This window comes from Marinobacter manganoxydans MnI7-9, assembly GCF_000235625.1.
In the GTDB taxonomy this organism is placed as follows: domain Bacteria; phylum Pseudomonadota; class Gammaproteobacteria; order Pseudomonadales; family Oleiphilaceae; genus Marinobacter; species Marinobacter manganoxydans.
The window spans coordinates 34,250-52,833 of the sequence record NZ_AGTR01000085.1; the positions used below are offsets into that span (position 1 = coordinate 34,250).

The window sequence follows — 18,584 nt, forward strand, 5'->3', positions numbered from 1 at the left end:
AAAGCGATTACTCTGTGGCATGCTTCAGATTGTGCCCATAGTCGCAGGCCCCTTTGAAAATGATCGAAAGCCGAACTTTCGCCCCTCTCGCACTCCTACTGCTCACAGGTCTGCTGGCAGGTTGTGCGTTGCCATCCCTGAAAGACCGCTCACAGTCTGTTGCATTCGTTCAGGCGCAGACGGCAGATACGCGCCTTGGCAGCGCAGTTGGCAGAGAGATTGAAACCCACCCCGATCTCAGTGGTATTACAACGCTGGAGCATCCACTGGACGCTTTCGTTGCCCGCGCTTTGCTCGCAGAGGCCAGCGAGAGATCCCTGGATGTCCAGTACTACATCTGGCGGGACGATATTACCGGCAAGCTGCTTCTGTACTCGCTATATCGCGCGGCCGAACGTGGCGTTCGGGTTCGGTTGCTCCTGGATGACAACGGCATCGCCGGCCTGGACGATCTCCTGGCGGCGTTAAATCATCACGACAACGTCGAGGTTCGGCTGTTCAATCCGTTTGTGATCCGTAGTTCCCGGACTTTGGGTTTTCTGACGGACTTTGGTCGCCTGAACCGCCGGATGCACAACAAGTCATTCACGGCTGACAACCAGGCCACCATCATTGGCGGCCGCAACATTGCCGATGAGTATTTCGGTGTAGGTGACGGTGCCCTTTTCGCGGATCTGGACGTTCTGGCGATCGGGCCTGTCGTGGATCGTGTTTCCAGGGATTTTGATCGCTACTGGGCGAGTCAGTCCGCGTATCCGGCGGATCGGTTGCTATCAGGGGCCGATGAGGAGGATCTGGATGCTATGGCAGCCGATCTTGCTTCCGTTCAACAGGATGCTGAAGCCCGGCGCTTCGTGGCTGCTTTGCAGAATTCAGAGTTTCTCAGGGAATTGCTGGACCGGGAGGTCTCTTTTGTCTGGGCGCCGGTAGAAATGGTGAGCGATGATCCTGCCAAGGCCCAGGGGCTCGAAGGAGAGCAGGGTCTATTGAGCCAACAGTTGGCTCTGGCGTTGGGTGAACCTGAAAAGACAGTGACCCTGGTTTCGCCCTACTTCGTTCCCGGTAACCCTGGCGTTGAGCTGTTCCGCGACCTTGAAAACGCCGGTGTGGAGGTGCGGATTCTCACCAACTCCCTGGAAGCCAACGATGTCGCCCTGGTGCATTCAGGCTATGCGAAATATCGGGAGGCTTTATTAAAAGCGGGTGTTGAGTTGTTCGAGCTGCGCAAATTCAGGTCGGAGAATGAAGACGAGCGCCGTAGCTCTGGCGGTATTGTCGGCAGCTCTGCGGCCAGCCTTCACGCCAAAACGTTCGCAGTGGATGGCGAGACGCTTTTTGTTGGTTCCTTCAATTTCGACCCCCGTTCAGCAAACCTGAACACCGAGCTGGGATTCCTGATCAAGAGCCCGGAACTGGCCAACGCCCTGGAGTCGGCCTTTGCCGGGCAGGTGAGGCTGGCGGCCTACGAGGTAGTGCTGGACGAAGAGGGTGAACTGCGTTGGCTGGAATTCAACGGGGCGGAGACTGTCGAGCACCGTCATGAGCCGAATACCGGCCCGTTCAAAAGGGCATTGGTGTATCTGTTTTCGTTATTGCCGGTTGAGCCGTTGCTTTAAGTCAGGTGCGCTTTGGAGTCTGATATCGTGGGCTTGAGTTGCCAAACACGTGGTAGCAAGTGTGCTAGTGCCCTTCTATAATCACAACTATGAAAAAGCTGACCCTTAAGTTAAATGACCGCACCCCCGAAACGCTCTCAATGAAGCGCTTGGGGCAGTATATTACCCAGCTCTCCGATATGCTCGGAGAAGTGGAGCATGTGCATTTTGAGTCGGTCAGCAAGGGCAGTGCCATGCTGAATGTGGATGTTGAAGACCTGCATTATCAGAAGGTACTCACCCATGTGCGGGAAGTTCCGAACGGGATGGGTGCGAAGAAACAGCTATCTGCATATCGTAGTTTGCAGCAACTCATGGACGAGGATGGCACAGGAGGTGTGATTTTGAACGATACTGACACTCGAATCCTGTCATTCAGGAAAAGACCCGATGACGAGAAGCCCTTGGTGGTTAACAAACTCGGTTCCGTTCAGGGTCGGTTGTACCGCGTTGGCGGCAAGGATGACACCATCCCGGTGAGTCTGGAAGGTGCTAACGGGGAAACGCTTCGTTGCGAAGCCTCTATCGATATTGCCCGAGAGCTTTCTTCCCTGCTGTTCAAACAGGTTCGGGTTAGTGGGCATGGTACCTGGGAGCGGTCGCCGGAAGGTGGCTGGCGGCTCAAAAAGCTCAAAATAGAATCTTACCGGGAGCTGGGTGCAGCCAAGGTCGGTGATGTTGTTGGCCGTCTTCAGGCAATTGGCGGTTTAAAATGGGCGGATATGGAAGATCCGCATGGAGTGGCCAGGGATTTGAGAGGCTGATTTGAAGTTATTAGTCGACAACAACATTCTGATACAGATTCTTGCCCCAAGCCAAACGGGTCTTACCCATCCGGAGACGAGTGCTATCCTGGACCGTGTTGCTGAGCGCGCGCAGGCATTTGTCTCTGAGGCAGAGAAAAGGAACGCTCTTATTCTCATACCGACACCCGTGTTGTCTGAATTCCTGATTGGTGTGGAAGCATCAAAGTATCAGGAGTATCTGGATGTTCTGAATGGCAGTGCGTGCTTCGAAGTTGTGGATTTCGATACTGCGGCAGCGATTGAGTGTGCCGAGCTCCCGGACAGGAAAGAGCTCGCTCAGATCTCACCCGGGCAGGTCGCCAGCAAACTCAAATACGACCGCCAGATTGTCGGTATTGCTCTCGCTGCCATGACTGATGAAGTCTGGTCGCACGATGACTCGCTCCGCAAGATCGCAAGCGCCAAAGGGTTGGCGATAAAGTCGCTGGCGGATATCGAGCCGCCAGCGGTTCAGGGACAGATGTTTCCACCGGACGAAGACGCCTGAATATAGCAGACGGTCTTTTTTTACATTCCTGCCCGTTGAGTTGGCCACATCGCTGTATTGCTGCTCATCATACTGGTTTCTTATTCCTGAGCGATTGTGACAGATCCTTCGAAAGATCCATTAATACGGACTCAACATCCGGATCCAGGTGTTTGGTAGCGACATACTGCGGTATAACAAGCCCCGCCTTTTCTACATCAGGTAATTGGCGCAGAACATCAAGGTAACGCTCCAGTAGCTCAGGTTTGGTGGTGGGTCTCGTGAGCTCCTTCTTGAGCCGCTCCTCGAAGCGCTTCAGTTCTTCCTCATCATCAGTGTCAGTCAGCTCCCAATGAAGCTGTCGGGCAAGCGCTTTGCGTGACCAGCCCACCCTGGCGATCAAAGACTCAATTGCCTTCTGAAGCTCCAGCGTTCTTTCCGTCCCCATTTGTCCCCGACCTCCTATGTATCTTTGAATTGTCCCAGCGGGGACATAAACCAAACATTGATGGAGAAATACCATGAGCAAAGCAAAAACACCGATGTCGACGGCCGCTGCTGCACGTATTCAGAGTGCAACCGCAAAACAGCATGGCGGAAACACGCCGAAAGGCTCTTTTGCCGCGAAAGCGCAATCTGCCGCTGCCAAGAATCTGGCTTCCGGTGGTCGACGTCCACCTAACGGACCGAGCACGACTGGCGGTAAATCTGGCAAAGGGCAAGGCAACAATCCGCCCCGCTCCAAGTAAACCGAGTCGCACAAGCGGGGGCATGTCTGCCCCCGTTCTACCTGCATTCCTTTGCGCTGGCTGACAGCACGGTTTTGAGTTCAGATTTGCGCTCGTCGAGTTCGTTGTAGGGCAGCGCCTCCACGGTTTTACCCACAGCGCAAAGACAGATCTCCTGCTTTGATTCGTAAAGTCCGCGTGGTAGAGCGTTGATATCCCCATTGGTACACGCATTCACCAACGCATACTCCAGTTCCATAGGGTAGCGCTTGTCGTCCAGCAAATTGCGATCGACCAGGCCGTATCCGGTAAAACCAACCGTGAATGCCAGAACTGCTGATAAAGCGCCTTTTGCTCCGTACTTATGGCCCGTGATGGGTTTTTGGCATTTTTCGCACTTGATGTTGCGGTGCTGATCCAGTTTGTTGACGGCAGAACATGCGGGGCAATTCACCGAGACGGTGGTTGAGTTTTCGATTTCCTTGGTCATTTTGCAGCTTGTTCCGATTTCCTGTTTTTTGTCCGGCGTCCCGCTGGTTTTTGCGCCGCCCGCTCCGCCTTGATCCGTTCCAGCAAGGCCTCCGCACTATTCTCTCCGCTGATCAGTTCCGGGTTGTCCTTGCGCCACTGCTCGGTAAGTTCACCCCTGAAAGCTTTGGTCAGAATGGACTGGGTGAGGTTGTTGACGCGGGCCAGGGCGTTGTTGACCTGTTGTTCGATGCGGTCGGCGTGGGCGAAGAGTTGGTCTACTCGGCGGACGATTTCGGTTTGTTCTTCTTTATCAGGTACTGAAATGCTAATGGCACGAACCTTGTTGAGATTAAGGTTTGGCTGAGCCCCACCGGCCGCTGCTTTTCGGGTTTCCTCGTAATTCTCAAGAAGCCTCAGCTTCAGATAACTGCGTAGGATCTTTCGTTCATCGGCTGTGACGGAAGCGCAGGCTTGGTTACATGTGGCGGACAGTCTCAATTCTGTTACCTGTCCACGAGTTTTACCTTCACCGTACATTGCCAACAACAGTGTGCCTGGTGGAAAGACCTTAAGAGAGTACTCATCAACGGCCCTTTTAGTTACAAATTGTTCCGCTAATTCTGTATAAATTGCTCCTGTACTGGCGCTGGTCAGCCATGGCACATCGCCATCTTTCCAGTATTTGGGCTCTTTTCGGCTAGGGGTTTTTCCTGTTGCAACGGTTGCAACATCACCAACAGTAAGAGCGTCCCAATCAGTAATGCTTACACTATTCTGACCTCGCCACTCCTCCGTCAACCGCCCACTCACCGCCGCAGCCAGCACGGACTGGCGGAAGCGTTTGAGGATTTGCGGGATGCGTTCGAGGCGGGCTTTGGTGTTTTCCACCTGGGCCAGCAGGGTGTCGAGTTTGTCGGCGATGGCTTTTTGTTCGGCGAGGGGAGCAAGAGCCACAGGTGCTTTCGAAAATTTTCCCTTATTGATGATCGTTACTGTCGTTGCGGATGCGTTTTCCCTCATCCAAGGCTTCAAAGTTTGCAGTTGGTAATAAAAAAAACGATGCTCTACCAGAGAAGACGACACTAATGTATTTATTTGCTGGTTCGTCGCACTGGTTCGGTTGGTAATACCCACTTTCCCTAAATTCCCAATGCAAGTAACGAGAATGGAGTTTGCTGGTACGGTCGGGACTGCCGATGCTCCAAGATCAGTCAGCGTTTCCGCAGTCCGCGTGATGTACCCACTATTATCCAAGTCAGCGGGTTTGATAAACGGGATGTCGCCACCAAAGTTGTTGGGGCTCTTGGTGCTTGGAGTTTTGCCAGTTACAACTTCACCCACATCATTCAGTAGAACGGGCAGCCAGCTAACAGGAAGGTCATTGCTGATCACTTAACCTCTCCCATCACTTCCTGCAAAAGTACCCTAGCCCCATCAGCCTCCTCCTCAGCCCCCAACTCCCGCATCAACGCATCCAGCTCGCCCAGCGCCTGCACCAACTCCCCCATCGCCTCACCTGCCAACACACTCGGCTCCGGCAGGTTGGCCGCATCCACGCTGTCACTGTCTTTCAGCCAGGAAATATCCAGCGAGTCGCCCTTGTGCTCGGCAATCCACTGGCGGCTGAAGCTGCGCCAGCGGCTGTGAGCCAGGCGGGGGTCGATGCCTTCGTTTTCATCGCTGTGTTCCGGCAGCTCAATGTCTTCGGAATGGAAGCTGTATTCTCCCTCTTTGCGCTGGCTGTCGCCGTTGGGGCTTTCGCCATAAACGGCTTCAAACGGATTCAGGTGCTGGTCGCCAAAGGGGGTACGTTTGCCGAAGCTGGGCATGTTGGTGCGAAGGTCGTAGACCCAAACGTGTTCGGTGCAGTTTTCTTCCTGGTTTTTGTTCGCTGCGCTGCCTTTGGTGAAGAACAGCACGTTGGTTTTCACGCCCTGGGCGTAGAAGATGCCGGTGGGCAGGCGCAGGATGGTGTGCAGGTTGCACTTGTTCATCAGGTCCCGGCGCACGTCGGTGCCCACGCCGGCTTCGAACAGCACGTTGTCTGGCAGCACCACGGCGGCGCGGCCACCGGGTTTGAGGTTGCGGTAGATGTGCTGCAAAAAGGCGAGTTGCTTGTTGCTGGTTTTGTAGGTCAGGTCGTCCCGGGTGATGCTGGCGTCGCCGCCTTTGCTGGTGCCGAAGGGCGGATTGGCGAGGATTAGATCCGCCTTTTCCAGCCCGGCGCCGGTCTGGCCCAGGGCGTTGCCCAGATGCACCACGCCCTCGGCATCCCCTTCCATGCCGTGCAGCAGGCAGTTCATCAGGGCCAGGCGGCGGGTGCCGGGGACCAGTTCGATGCCCACATAGGCCTGAGTGGTCTGGAAGGTTTTGTCTTTGTCGCTCAGTTCGTACAGGTCGTCGGTCTGGCTTTTGATGTACTCATGGGCAGCAATCAGAAAGCCCGCCGTGCCCGCCGCCGGGTCCTGGATATGTTCGCCGGGTTGCGGTTTCAGGCAGCTTACCATCGTGTTGATCAGGGCACGGGGCGTGAAGTACTGGCCGGCACCGGATTTGGTCTCGTTGGCGTTCTTCTCCAGCAGGCCTTCGTACAGATCGCCCAGGCCGTCTTTCTGGGCGCTGAACCAGTCGATCTGGTCCAGGGTTTTGATCATCTGTTCCAGATGGCGCGGCTCCCGCAGGCGGGTCTGGGCATCGGCGTAGATGGCGCTGATCAGCGGGTCATCATGCACGAGATTGCCATCGCCGTCCTTGCCAGTGGACAGGCTGAGCAGGATGCGTTTGTAATCGTTCAGCAGATTGATGCCAGATTTGCCGTTAATGTCCGTCCAGCGGCAGCCCTCTGGCAACGGGTGCTTTTTCAGGGTGCCGGCCTCAGTATTCTCGTGCACCATCTTGATGAACAGCAGCAGCACCAGTTCGGTGACGTAGTCCGAGTAGTTGATGCCGTCGTCCCGCAGAACGTCGCAGAGATTCCAGAGTTTCTGGACGATGTCGTTGTTGGTCATGGGTGATCCTTTGATAGGCGCGCCGTTTTCGTCAGCGCCTCATGTATAAAAAATGCCGAAATCTTTGCACGTTGCGGGCGACATGTTAAGAAAAGCCGGTTTTCTATGCATGTCATTCGGGCTATGTCGAAAAAAGGCGAAAAAATCGACATAGACTGAATCTATGTCGATCCGGTAAACACGGTTAAATCAGGCACTCTGGTCCGGCCACATCGCCGCATTCAACTCCTCCAGCACCGTATCCAGTTGCTCTCCCAGCACCTTGTCCATCTGCTTTGCTCCGCCATCATCGGCAAACCGGTGGTTCACAAACTCCCGGTCGATGATGATTTCGTGCACCAGTTGCTTGGCCAGGCGTTCCAGCCATTTGCGCTGGTTCGGCGTCCAGTTGTGCTGGGTGAGGATGCGGTCCATGGCTTCGGCCACGCGCTGTTCGAAGGGAATCAATGGCTCGCCCAGGGCGGCGCGGCGGATGTAGCCGATGATGCTGGCGGCAATATCCTTGTTGGTCTGGTTACGCACGGCGCTTTGCAGGCGGGCTTCGGAATAACCATGGTTGTCTAGCAGCAGTTTCACTTCCCGTAGCTGTTCCCGGGTGAGGTCGCGAGGTTTGTTCACTACCACGGCCAGGGCGGCGGACTGGTTGAGCTGCTGTTTGATGAACTCGTTGAAGCTGTCCAGGTAGTCTTCCGGTTTGCTGTGAGCGCCGTAGGTTTGGGTGCGGTCCCGAATTTCATCCTCATGGTTGGAGATCAGCGGCATGTACTCGCTGCCCACCAGGGACTTTACCTCGGCCAGCTGGTTCAGCAGGCCGCTGTGCTGTTTGATGAATTCCGAGGCCTGGCGGGAGCCGAGTTTATGCAGGTGCTGGTGCAGGGATTTGGGTTGCACGCCCCAGCTCTGGTGCAGTTCATCCAGTTTCTGTCTTAGAGCCGGGCGGCTTTCGGCTTTGTTGTCGGCCTTCCGCAGCACCCGCATGAGTTTCTGGCTGAGCTGGCTGAGCACCACGTCAGCCTGGCTTTCATCGGGTTGTTCGCCGGGACTGCTGAGGGCCTTTTCCAGTTGTTCGTCGTCGGTGAGCTCGTCGACCAGTTGCTCCAGAGTGATGTTGGGGTCTTTAACCAGGGGCTTCATGGTGTTCACATCCTGCAATGCGGCGTAGATGTCCACCGGGTCGTAAATGCGGAACACGGTTTTGCCGATCTCGTCGCAGCGGCGGGTGGCTCGGCCGATCATCTGCTCGTACAGGATGCGTGAACGCACCCGGCGCATGAACACCAGGTTGCAGATGCGTGGTACATCGATGCCGGTGGTGAGCAGGTCTACCGTGATGGCGATGTTGGGGTAGCGCTCGTTCTTGTAGCGGCGGATAAGCTGCTCCACCTTGTCGCTCTGGCCGGTGATCTTGGCCACGGCGGCTTCGTTGTACTGGCCGTTGTACAAGTCCTTGAAGGCCTTATCGAGCTGGCTTTTTACCATGTCTGCGTGTAAGTCGGTGGCGCAGAAAATCATGGTTTTCTCGTCGCCAAACGGGTCCAGTTCCTGCACTAGTTGCTCGCAGATTACCCGGTTGAAGTTCTCATTGATCACCCGGCGGTTGAAGGCGTCTACTTCAAAATTAAGTTCGTCTTCGAGTTCGGTAGTGTCCAGTTCGCCAGTTTTTGTGTTGATCACTTCGACTGGTTTGCCCTTCTCAAACTTTATACCGTTGCGGGTGAGCAGGGTTTCATAGCGAACAGGCGGTTCGTGGTCGATCAGCCAGTCGTCGGCCACCGCCTCCCTGTAGGAGTAGGTGTACACCGGTTTACCAAAGATCTCGCTGGTGTGTTTGGCCGGTGTTGCGGTCAGGCCGATTTTCACGGCATCGAAATAGTCCAGCACCCGGCGGTAGCTGGACAGGTACTGGCTGGTGTCCCTCAGGGCCAGTTCGCCCTCGGTCATTTCCTGGTCCAGGGTGTAGCCACGGTGGGCTTCGTCGATGATGATGCAGTCAAACTGGTCAATGGGCGGCGGGTTGTCGCTCATGAAGATGCGTTTGACCATGGCCTGCACGGTGGCCACCTGAATGCGGGTTTCCGCTTCAGCGGCCATGTCGCCCAGCTCGGCGACGTTGTAGATTTTGCTGAGGGTGTGGTTCTGCTCCAGCGGCGCTTCGTTGAACGCGTCGATGGCCTGCTGCCCAAGGGCGGTGCGGTCTACCAGGAACAGGATACGGTGGAAGCGCTCGGCCTTCAGGAAGCGGTACATCAAACCGATGATGGTTCGGGTTTTACCAGTGCCAGTGGCCATGGCCAGCAGCGCGGTACGCACGCCACGGGCCAGGGCGTGTTCGGTGGCGACAATGGCGCTCTGTTGATAATCCCGAAGTTTCAGGTAGCCGAAGGGCTCGCCTTTCAGCAATTTCTCGGCGTTTTCCTTGTCCCGTTCCAACAAATCCAGCAGGCCGCCCGGGGTGTGGAACTGCGGCAGTGCCCGGCGCAGGTTGCTGGGCTCTCGCACATCCCGGAACCAGGTCCCGGACTGTTCCGCCAGTTGGGGTATATAGGGGCGGCCGTTGCAGGAATACACGAAGGGCACATGGTAATGGCCGCTTTCATCGGCAGGCCAGGCGATGGTGCGGCCCATCAGCTCCCAGGCACCGACCAAAGGTGTCTCAACTTTCAGGCCTTTGCTGTAGCGCTCTGCCTGGCGGATCTTGCCGGCGACGTTGGTGTTTTCTTTCTTGGCTTCAACCACGGCGATAGGGGTCAAACCCACAAAAAGCACGTAATCGGCCCGGCCCTTCTCGCCATTGTCGTTGGTGGGCCATTCGGCAATGGCGCGATACATGCCTTTCTCGGGGCGGGCACCTTTCTGGAAGGTAATTTCCTGGCTATCGGCTTCCCACCCGGCTTCCTGCAATTGCTGGTCGATGAGGATGCGGGTGAGTTCTTCGTTCAGTACCAGAGTATCCGTGGCGGCTTTGGTCTGCTTGGCTACCTGCTGGCGCTGTTGGTTAACGGTTTGTTCGCCTTGCTCTGTGAGCTGTTGTTGCAGGGCTTTGATCTTCTGCTCGTAGGCTAGTTGCTGTTGGCTCAGAGCCTGTTCGTGCTGGCGGGCTTGTTCTGCCAAAGCGCGGGACTCTTCGTCCATGGCCAGGGCCAGGCCTTCGTATTCGGCCTTCTCTTTCTCGATCAGTTGGCTGAGCTGCTGGCTGCTGTCCAGCTCCATGTTGGCGTGTTGCAGGTCGTGACGGAGCTTTTCGATATCGCTCTGAAGCTGGCGCAACTGGGCGCTGGGGTCCGCGGGCGGTACAAAGGGGCCGGGCTTGAAGCTGGCACCGGTTTTCCCGAAGGAGCGGTGAAACCAGATGGCCAGGCCTCGTGCTACTTTCAGGCCGTCCATCGCTTCCTTGTGCTGGGTGCGAAACTGATGAGTGGCTTTGTTACCCTCGATGCGCAGGATGTGGAAGAGCTCTTTGATCTGCGGTTCCAGCCGCAATTCGCGGTTCAGGCGGTAAAGAAGCTCGGACTGGCTGGTTTGTTCGTCAAATTCGATACCTGAGAGCGCAGCCAGGTGCTGGGCCAAGGCTTCGCCGAGCTGACGGAGTTTGATCAGGGTGGTGTTGGGATCACTGGCGAAGGCACGTTCGGCGGATTCGGCCAGCTCCACGAACAAGGAATCGTGTTCTGACAGAAACGAAAAGCTGCCGGACTTGAATTCCGTTGCCTTGTTCAATGTATCCCTCCGCGACAGTCTTACGCGAGAACATTAGCAGACTTATCAAGGATACAGAACCGCAGTACCCGTGTGGGCAATTACGGAAAACGAGAACAAGATGAGGAAGAAAAAGCGGGAAAATGGTCGGCGTGGCAGGATTCGAACCTGCGACCCCTTCGTCCCGAACGAAGTGCGCTACCAAGCTGCGCCACACGCCGATCAACGGCCGGTATTATACGGATTCGCTTTGGTTTTACCAGCCCTCGGCGGATAAAAGGGCATCCGTAAATTTGCTGAGATTATCGTAGATACTGACATCGGCGCCGGGTATGGGTCTGGCGTCGAGGTGGCGTTCGGTTTCCTCGCCATTGCCGGTTCGTACCAGTACCGGGTGGCATCCTTCAGCGTGGCCGGCTTCCAGGTCTTTTCGGCTATCGCCGACCATGATGGCCCCTTCAAGGCTCGTTAGGTGGAAGTGCTGGCGGATCTGCTCCAGCAGGCCGGTCAGAGGCTTGCGGCAGCTGCATTGGTCGTCGGGATGGTGGGGGCAGTAGGCGATGAAATCGATGCAGCCGCCCTCGGCTTCCACCAGTCGCTCCAGCTTTTCATGCATGGCGTCCAGTGCATCGGTGTCGTAGTAACCTCGACCGATGCCGGACTGGTTGGTGGCGATGGCGATGCGATGGCCGGCATTACAGAGCCGGGCCACCGCTTCTACGCTGCCGGGAATGGGGTGCCATTCATCCGCTGAGCAGATGTAATTGCCATCGTATTCATTGATGACCCCGTCCCGATCCAGAATGATCAGCATTGCTGCGCGCGCGCCCCGCAGACGTTATCAGCCTGCTGTGGGCAGCAGGCTGATATCCGCGACGCGCAGGAACAGGTTGCGCAGACGGTTCAGCAGGGCCAGTCGGTTGTTCCGGATGGCGTCGTCGTCGGCCATGACCATTACCTCATCAAAGAAGTTATCTACCGGTTCCCGCAGGCTGGCCAGGGAGCTCAAAGCGCTGGCGTAGTCGCCGTTCTCGAACAGCGGCAGGGCCTTGGCGGCCTGTTGGTCAACCTGCTCGGCCAACGCCTTTTCCGCGCTGTCTTGCAGCAGGCTGACGTCGACGGTTTCACCGATGCTGTCACCACCCTGCTTGGTCAGGATGTTCGAAACCCGCTTGTTGGCGCCGGCCAGGGCCTGCGCTTCGGGCAGCTGGCGGAAAGCTTCCACCGCTTTCACCCGGCGGTCGAAATCCAGCGGGCGGGTCGGACGGCGGGCGTGAACGGCCAGGTAAACCTCGGCACCAATGCCCTGCTCGTCGTAATGGGCGCGGAAACGCTCCAGCATGTAGTCGACAACCGTGCTGGCGGTATTCTGTTCGGTCAGCACCGTGAAGTTCTGTTCCGCCCACTCGCAGCAGGTCTGCAGATCCAGCGGCAGTTCACGTTCGATGATGATGCGAAGCACACCGAGAGAGGCGCGGCGCAGGGCGAACGGGTCCCGGGTGCCGGATGGCGGCTGGTTGATGCCGAACAGGCCCACCAGGGAGTCCAGACGGTCAGCGATGGCAATGGCACAGCCGGTCAGGGTTGTTGGCAGGTCGTCGCCAGCGAAACGAGGCATGTACTGCTCGTTCAGCGCCTTGGCCACGTCTTCCGGTTCGCCGTCGTTAGCGGCGTAGTATTGGCCCATGATGCCCTGCAGGTCGGTGAACTCCAGGACCATTTCGGTGACCAGGTCGGTCTTCGCCAGCATGGCGGCGCGCTCGGCGAGGGCCGGATCACTGCCGATGGCGTCGGCGATTTTCTTGGCCAGTGCGGCAACGCGCACAGACTTGTCGTAGATACTGCCCAGTTTTTCCTGGAACACGATGGGCTTGAGGGCGTCGATGCGATCCTCGAGTTTGGTCTTCCGGTCGGTCTCGTAGAAGAACGCGGCATCGGAGAGCCGGGGCCGGATCACTTTCTCGTTACCGGAAACAACCTGTGACGGGTCCTTGCTTTCGATGTTTGCCACGGTGATGAACAGCGGCAGCATTTCCCCGTCGGCGGCCACCACGTGGAAGTACTTCTGGTGTTCCTTCATAGAGGAAATCAGGGCCTCCGCTGGAACCTCGAGGAACCGTTCCTCGAATCGGCCCATCAACGGCACTGGCCACTCGTTGAGCGCGGTGACTTCGTCCAGCAGGTCCTCATCGATGACGGCCTTGCCACCGGCTTCCTTCTCGGCCAGCTCGGTGACGCCGGCGCGAATCTGTTCCCGGCGCTCGGCGAAATCGGCAATCACATAGCCTTCCTGCTTGAGGACGACTTCGTAATCACCCGGCGTAGGTACGATCAGGGATTTCGGGCAATGGAAGCGGTGACCGCGGGTCTTGTTGCCCGGAGTCAGGCCCATGATGGGCGCCTCGATCACCTTGTTGCCAAACAGCATCACCACCCAGTGCACCGGACGCACGAACTCGGTGCGGTGGGCACCCCAGCGCATGCGCTTGGGAATCGGCAGGCCGGCCAGGGATTGCTCCACCAGTTCCGGCATCAGCTCTACGGTGGGCTTGCCCTGCTCGACCGTGCGGTAGACCACCCAGGCACCCTTGTCGGTTTCCAGGGTGTCGAGCTGGTCCGGGGTTACGCCCAGAGAGGTGGCAAAGCCGGTCAGCGCGCGGGTCGGATTGCCAGCGTCGTCGAATGCCGCCTTGACGGCAGGGCCACGTTTTTCAACCGACTTGTCCGGCTGGGAGTCAGCCAGATCCCGGATCCGCACGGCCAGGCGGCGCGGAGCGGCAAAGGCTTCAACCTTGCCAAATTCGATGCCCGCTTCTTCCAGGCCCCGGGCAATGCCCTGGGTGAAGGCGTCAGACAGCGGCTTGAGGGCCTTGGGGGGCAGTTCTTCGGTGCCCAGTTCGACCAGAAAATCCTGTGTTGCCATGGTTATGCGTTCCCCTGTTCCTGCTGTACCTTCTTCGCTTTCTTGCCCTTCTTGCTTTTCGCCTTGTCGTCGGCGGCCTCAGCGGCGGCAAGGACTTCCTTGCGCAACGCCTCGGGGGCGAGCGGGAAGCCAAGCGAGCGACGGCTGTCGAAGTACGCCTGGGCGACGGCACGAGCCAGGGTGCGAACCCTCAGGATGAAGCGCTGACGCTCGGTAACCGAGATGGCGTGGCGGGCGTCCAGCAGGTTAAAAGTATGGGAGGCCTTGAGAACCTGTTCATAGGCTGGCAGGGCCAGGCCGGCTTCGATCAGCCGTGCGCTCTCCCGCTCGTGAACATCAAAGCTATGAAACAGGAACTCGGTGTCAGCGTGCTCGAAGTTGTAGGTGGACATCTCCACTTCCTGCTGGTGGAACACGTCACCGTAGGTGACCACACCGTCCGGGCCCTCGGTCCAGACCAGGTCGTACACGCTGTCGACGCCCTGCAGGTACATGGCGATCCGCTCAAGCCCGTAGGTCAGTTCGCCGGTCACCGGGAAGCATTCCAGGCCGCCAACCTGCTGGAAGTAGGTGAACTGAGTCACTTCCATGCCGTTCAGCCAGATTTCCCAGCCCAGACCCCAGGCGCCCAGCGTCGGGGACTCCCAGTTGTCTTCCACAAACCGGATGTCGTGAACCAGCGGGTCCAGCCCCAGCGCCCGCAGGGAATCCAGGTACAGTTCCTGGATGTTGTCCGGTGATGGCTTCAGAACCACCTGGAACTGGTAGTAATGCTGCAGGCGGTTCGGGTTCTCACCGTAACGGCCGTCGGTAGGACGGCGGCTGGGCTGAACGTAGGCGGCGTTCCAGGTTTCCGGCCCGATGGCACGCAGGAAGGTGGCCGGGTGGAACGTGCCGGCACCCACTTCCATGTCCAGTGGCTGGAGGACCACGCAGCCATGCTGCGCCCAGAAATTCTGCAGAGCCAGGATAAGGCCCTGGAAGGTCCCGATATCCGGAGTTGTCTGTTTCGTTGCCTTGTCTGTCACGACGGTTGCCTGCTGATCAGTCTGTGTGTGGCGCCCCGGTTGTCCTTCGGGGCGCTCCGAAAAAAGAAAGGCGCATTATACGCGTGCTGGCTGTGTATTTCTAAGTCAGAAGAAGGTGAGACCCACCTGGAACAGTTTTTCCACATCCCGGATGCGGGTTTTGTCCACCAGGAACAGGATTACGTGGTCGTCCGGCTGGATCCGGAGGTGATCGTGGGCGATCAGAACTTCGTTGCGGCGCACGATGGCGCCGATGGTGGTGCCTTCTGGCAGGTTGATTTCATCAAGCCGTTTACCGACCACTTTCGAAGACCTGTGATCCCCGTGGGCAATCGCTTCGATTGCCTCCGCTGCGCCCCTGCGCAGTGAGTGAACGTTCACAACATCACCCCGGCGAACGTGGGTCAGAAGGCTGCCAATGGTGGTCTGCTGGGGCGAGATGGCCACGTCGATGTCGCCCCCCTGAATCAGATCCACGTAGTCCGGATTGTTGATCAGGGTCAGGACCTTGCGGGCGCCCAGGCGCTTGGCCAGAAGCGACGCCATGATGTTGGCTTCATCATCGTTGGTCACTGCGCAGAACACATCGGTACTCTCGATGTTCTCTTCCAGCAGGATATCCTTGTTGGCGGCGTTACCCTCCAGAACCACGGTCTTACGCAGGTTCTCCGAGAGCATGACGCAGCGCTCGTGGTCCCGCTCTAGCAGTTTGACCTGGTACCGGTTCTCGAGGGTATGGGCAAGCCGCTGACCGATATTGCCGCCCCCGCAGATGAAGATGCGCTTGTAGGGTTTGACCAGGGGTTGGAGTTCGCTCATCACCGACTTGATGTGGTCGCCGGCGGCAATGAAGAACACCTCGTCCCCGTCTTCAATCACCGTGTTGCCCTCGGGCATGATCGCCCGGTCTTTGCGGAAGATGGCCGCCACCCGGGTATCGATCTTGGGCATGTGGGTGCGCAGGTAAGACAGCTCATGGCCCACCAGCGGGCCACCCTTGGTGGCACGGATGGCCACAAGGCGGGTCAGGCCCTTGGAAAACTCCAGTACCTGGAGGGCGCCGGGGTTCTCGATCAGTCGGGTGATGTGTTTGGTCACCAGGTGTTCGGGGCTGATCAGAACATCAATGGGAAAGCCCCGCAGGCTGTCGAGGTCCTTGGTCTGGTCGCGCTGGTAGAAAAGTTCGGATTTCGCCAGATAGGCGTTGGCTCGTACCCGGCATATGGTGGTCGGGGTCTTGTACAGCAGTTTGGCCACCTGGCAGGCGACCATATTGGTTTCGTCACTGTTGGTGACGGCAATCAGCATGTCGGCGTCTTCGGCTCCGGCCTGTCGCAGTGCCGTGGGATAGGACGCCGCGCCCTGAACGGTGCGGATGTCGAGCCGGTCCTGCAATTCGCGCAATCGGGCACCATCGCTGTCGATGATGGTGATGTCGTTGGCTTCGTTGGCAAGGTTTTCGGCAAGGGTACCGCCGACCTGGCCGGCACCGAGAATCAGGATTTTCATGGTTCGGGTTTCTCCAGCACGGCGTAGAAGAAGCCGTCATGGCTGTCCGGATCCGGGAGCAGTTGCCGCCCCGCACCCATATCGCGTCCCCATTGAGCCTCCGGCTCAACGAGAATGGCATCGGTCTGCTGCTTGCAAAACCGCTGAATTATACGGTGGTTTTCCTGCGGGAACACCGAGCAGGTGGCATACACCAGCCGGCCTCCGGGTTTCAGGATAGCCCACATTGCGTCCAGCAACCCGAGTTGTATGGCCGCCAGGGGGGTAATGTCCGATTCACGGCGCAATAACTTGATATCAGGGTGGCGGCGAATCACGCCGCTGGCGCTGCAGGGCACGTCCAGCAGAATGCGATCGAATGCCTCGCCGTCCCACCATTGGTCGGTCGCAGCCGCATCCGCCTGTTTCAGGGTGGCGTTGAGATCAAGTCGGTCCAGATTCTCCTGAACCCTGGGCAGGCGATCAGCGGATTCGTCGATGGCGACCACTTCTGCCAACTTGCCACAGCCCTCCAGAATCGCGCAGGTTTTGCCGCCGGGAGCGGCACAGGCATCCAGGACCCTCTGGCCAGGCGCCAGGTCCATCAGGGTGGTACACAATTGTGCGGCCTCATCCTGAACGCTGACAGCGCCATCGGCGAACCAGGGCAGCCGGTCGACAGGAACCGGAGTGGCCAGTTGAATGCCGTGGGGTGCGAAGCGCGTTGCCTTTGCTTCGATGCCGGCCTCAGCCAGCAGGCCAAGATACTCATCACGGGCAAAACGGAGGGCATTTACCCGCAGGGTCATGGGGGCCTGGGCATTGTTGGCGTCGAGAATGTGCTGCCAGTCTTCCGGCCAGTTGTGGCGGAGCTTTTCCACCATCCACACCGGGTGGCTGAACCTGGCGGCATCGTCTGCCGGTTCTGGTGCGCCTTCCCGCTCCGCGGCCCTGAGGACACCATTCACCAGCCCGGTCAGATGGGGTTTGTCCAGGGCGCGACAGGCTTCAACGGTTTCATTGAGAACGGCGTAATTGGCCTGTTGGCTGAAGCGCAACTGGAACAGGGCAACCAGCATCAGGTGATGGATGATGCGGTCGGGCTTGCGCAAAGGTTTTTTCAGCCGGCTGTTGAGCTCGCCGTCGAGGCGGTAAAACCAGCGGCAGGTGCCGTAACAGAGCGCCTGGAGAACCGGGCGTTCATTGGCGGGCAGGCGGTTCAGTGCGGGCGGCAGGCACTGGGACAGGGACTGGCCATTCTCCACGGAAAGCATCACACCCGCGGCGATGGCGCGCATGGGGTGTTGTCGGTCGCCCATCTCAGCGCAGCTCCTGGCCGGGCATGAGCAGTTCCTTGCTGCCATTGATCAGGTCGTTCACGCTCTGGGCGCGGGAGCCCGGCAGCTGGAGACGGGTGATGCGCAGGGTGCCGTTGCCGCAGGCAATGTCGATCCCGTCCCGGTCCCGTTGTACTACGGTGCCGGGGAAAGCGTCGCTGGCGGTAACCAGGGCATGGGCTTCGTGAATCCGGATGCGTTGGTCACCCAGATCGGTGTAGGTTCCGGGCCAGGGGTTAAAGGCGCGAACCAGCCGTTCAATCGCTATGGCATCTGCGGCCCAGTCAATATGGCCTTCAGTCTTGCTCAGTTTGCTGGCGTAGCAGGCCAGCTGGTCGTTCTGGAATTCCCCGGTGAGTTCGCCCTTCTGAAGAAGCTCCAGGGCCTTGATGATGGCCTGGCCTCCGAGTTCAGCCAGGCGGTCATGGAGACTGCCGCCGGTGTCGTTGTCCTCGATGGTGGTCAGGGATTTCAACAGCATGGCGCCGGTATCCAGGCCCTCGTCCATCTGCATGATGGTGATGCCGGTTTCCGCATCGCCTGCCGCTATGGCCCGCTGAATAGGTGCGGCGCCGCGCCAGCGTGGCAGCAGAGAGGCGTGGATGTTCAGGCAGCCGTGGGTTGGAATGTCCAGAACCGCCTTCGGCAGGATCAGACCGTAGGCCGCGACAATCATCACGTCCGGATTCAGATCGGCCAACTGCTTCTGGGCGTCGGGCGTTTTCAGTGTTTCGGGCTGGAAGACCGGGATCCCGTGGTCCAGCGCCACCTGCTTGACCGGGCTGGGCTGCAGCTTCCGGCCACGGCCGGCGGGACGATCCGGCTGGGAGTAAACGCCAACAATGGTGTGGCCGGCTGCAATAAGGGCGCGGAGCGCGGTTGCCGCAAAATCCGGTGTACCAGCAAAAACAAGTCGCACGGTGTAGTGATCTCTGTTCCGTTGTATACGAAAAGACCGGGTCATGACCCGGTCCGGAA

At 58.3% G+C, this 18,584-nt stretch carries 15 protein-coding genes and 1 tRNA gene; 4 read left to right on the forward strand and 12 right to left on the reverse strand.

The window, feature by feature from the left end; all coding sequences use genetic code 11:
* Positions 1–59: 59 nt before the first annotated feature.
* The 3 genes from KYE_RS18770 (at position 60) to KYE_RS18780 (ending at position 2,948) form a co-directional block, all read left to right on the forward strand.
* Complete coding sequence (locus KYE_RS18770) at positions 60–1,616, forward strand: phospholipase D family protein (RefSeq protein ID WP_008176638.1); 1,557 nt, start codon at positions 60–62, stop codon at positions 1,614–1,616.
* Positions 1,617–1,756: 140 nt separating this feature from the next.
* Positions 1,757–2,419, forward strand: coding sequence for a hypothetical protein (locus tag KYE_RS18775; protein ID WP_008176640.1), 663 nt, complete (start codon positions 1,757–1,759; stop codon positions 2,417–2,419).
* Between the two features lies 1 nt (position 2,420).
* On the forward strand, positions 2,421–2,948 hold the full coding sequence (locus tag KYE_RS18780) for a type II toxin-antitoxin system VapC family toxin (protein ID WP_008176642.1): 528 nt from the start codon (positions 2,421–2,423) through the stop codon (positions 2,946–2,948).
* Between the two features lie 67 nt (positions 2,949–3,015).
* Here the strand turns inward: KYE_RS18780 and KYE_RS18785 are convergent, their stop codons facing one another.
* On the reverse strand, positions 3,016–3,375 hold the full coding sequence (locus KYE_RS18785) for a hypothetical protein (protein WP_008176645.1): 360 nt from the start codon (positions 3,373–3,375) through the stop codon (positions 3,016–3,018).
* 73 nt (positions 3,376–3,448) lie between these two features.
* On the opposite strand from KYE_RS18785, the gene KYE_RS21400 reads away from it, so the two are divergent.
* On the forward strand, positions 3,449–3,676 hold the full coding sequence (locus tag KYE_RS21400) for a hypothetical protein (protein ID WP_081467559.1): 228 nt from the start codon (positions 3,449–3,451) through the stop codon (positions 3,674–3,676).
* Positions 3,677–3,713: 37 nt separating this feature from the next.
* On the opposite strand, the gene KYE_RS18790 is transcribed toward KYE_RS21400, so the two are convergent.
* The 11 genes from KYE_RS18790 to fmt all read right to left on the reverse strand — a co-directional run bounded on the left by KYE_RS18790 (position 3,714) and on the right by fmt (position 18,525).
* Positions 3,714–4,145, reverse strand: a complete 432-nt coding sequence (locus KYE_RS18790; RefSeq protein WP_008176647.1) for a hypothetical protein — start codon at positions 4,143–4,145, stop codon at positions 3,714–3,716.
* Positions 4,142–5,518: a restriction endonuclease subunit S gene (locus KYE_RS18795; RefSeq protein ID WP_008176649.1), complete on the reverse strand. Its 1,377-nt coding sequence runs from the start codon at positions 5,516–5,518 to the stop codon at positions 4,142–4,144. The genes KYE_RS18790 and KYE_RS18795 overlap by 4 nt, the downstream gene beginning before the upstream one ends.
* Positions 5,515–7,134 carry an N-6 DNA methylase gene (locus KYE_RS18800; protein ID WP_008176652.1) on the reverse strand — a complete coding sequence of 540 codons (1,620 nt, stop codon included), beginning with the start codon at positions 7,132–7,134 and terminating at the stop codon, positions 5,515–5,517. The genes KYE_RS18795 and KYE_RS18800 overlap by 4 nt, the downstream gene beginning before the upstream one ends.
* A 189-nt stretch (positions 7,135–7,323) precedes the next feature.
* Complete coding sequence (hsdR, locus tag KYE_RS18805) at positions 7,324–10,851, reverse strand: type I restriction-modification system endonuclease (RefSeq protein WP_008176655.1); 3,528 nt, start codon at positions 10,849–10,851, stop codon at positions 7,324–7,326.
* 123 nt (positions 10,852–10,974) lie between these two features.
* Positions 10,975–11,051 (reverse strand) — tRNA-Pro (locus tag KYE_RS18810).
* A gap of 35 nt (positions 11,052–11,086) precedes the next feature.
* Entirely contained in the window at positions 11,087–11,644 is a 558-nt protein-coding gene (gmhB, locus tag KYE_RS18815) for a D-glycero-beta-D-manno-heptose 1,7-bisphosphate 7-phosphatase (RefSeq protein WP_008176658.1), read from the reverse strand.
* Between the two features lie 27 nt (positions 11,645–11,671).
* Positions 11,672–13,753, reverse strand: coding sequence for a glycine--tRNA ligase subunit beta (gene glyS, locus KYE_RS18820; protein WP_008176659.1), 2,082 nt, complete (start codon positions 13,751–13,753; stop codon positions 11,672–11,674).
* Positions 13,754–13,755: 2 nt separating this feature from the next.
* Positions 13,756–14,781: a glycine--tRNA ligase subunit alpha gene (gene glyQ / locus KYE_RS18825; RefSeq protein WP_008176661.1), complete on the reverse strand. Its 1,026-nt coding sequence runs from the start codon at positions 14,779–14,781 to the stop codon at positions 13,756–13,758.
* A 105-nt stretch (positions 14,782–14,886) separates the two neighbouring features.
* Positions 14,887–16,290, reverse strand: a complete 1,404-nt coding sequence (trkA, locus tag KYE_RS18830; RefSeq protein WP_008176663.1) for a Trk system potassium transporter TrkA — start codon at positions 16,288–16,290, stop codon at positions 14,887–14,889.
* Positions 16,287–17,588, reverse strand: coding sequence for a 16S rRNA (cytosine(967)-C(5))-methyltransferase RsmB (gene rsmB / locus KYE_RS18835; protein WP_008176664.1), 1,302 nt, complete (start codon positions 17,586–17,588; stop codon positions 16,287–16,289). The genes trkA and rsmB overlap by 4 nt, the downstream gene beginning before the upstream one ends.
* A gap of 1 nt (position 17,589) precedes the next feature.
* Positions 17,590–18,525, reverse strand: a complete 936-nt coding sequence (gene fmt / locus KYE_RS18840; RefSeq protein WP_039882172.1) for a methionyl-tRNA formyltransferase — start codon at positions 18,523–18,525, stop codon at positions 17,590–17,592.
* Positions 18,526–18,584: the final 59 nt, after the last annotated feature.

Excerpts from the sequence above, each read along its gene's own strand:
- KYE_RS18785 (WP_008176645.1), bottom strand. The coding sequence starts at position 3,375 with ATGGGGACGGAAAGAACGCTGGAGCTTCAGAAGGCAATTGAGTCTTTG.
- rsmB (WP_008176664.1), bottom strand. The coding sequence starts at position 17,588 with ATGGGCGACCGACAACACCCCATGCGCGCCATCGCCGCGGGTGTGATG.
- KYE_RS18770 (WP_008176638.1), top strand. The coding sequence starts at position 60 with ATGATCGAAAGCCGAACTTTCGCCCCTCTCGCACTCCTACTGCTCACA.
- KYE_RS18775 (WP_008176640.1), top strand. The coding sequence starts at position 1,757 with ATGAAGCGCTTGGGGCAGTATATTACCCAGCTCTCCGATATGCTCGGA.
- KYE_RS18800 (WP_008176652.1), bottom strand. The coding sequence starts at position 7,134 with ATGACCAACAACGACATCGTCCAGAAACTCTGGAATCTCTGCGACGTT.
- glyS (WP_008176659.1), bottom strand. The coding sequence starts at position 13,753 with ATGGCAACACAGGATTTTCTGGTCGAACTGGGCACCGAAGAACTGCCC.
- gmhB (WP_008176658.1), bottom strand. The coding sequence starts at position 11,644 with ATGCTGATCATTCTGGATCGGGACGGGGTCATCAATGAATACGATGGC.
- trkA (WP_008176663.1), bottom strand. The coding sequence starts at position 16,290 with ATGAAAATCCTGATTCTCGGTGCCGGCCAGGTCGGCGGTACCCTTGCC.
- KYE_RS18790 (WP_008176647.1), bottom strand. The coding sequence starts at position 4,145 with ATGACCAAGGAAATCGAAAACTCAACCACCGTCTCGGTGAATTGCCCC.
- KYE_RS21400 (WP_081467559.1), top strand. The coding sequence starts at position 3,449 with ATGAGCAAAGCAAAAACACCGATGTCGACGGCCGCTGCTGCACGTATT.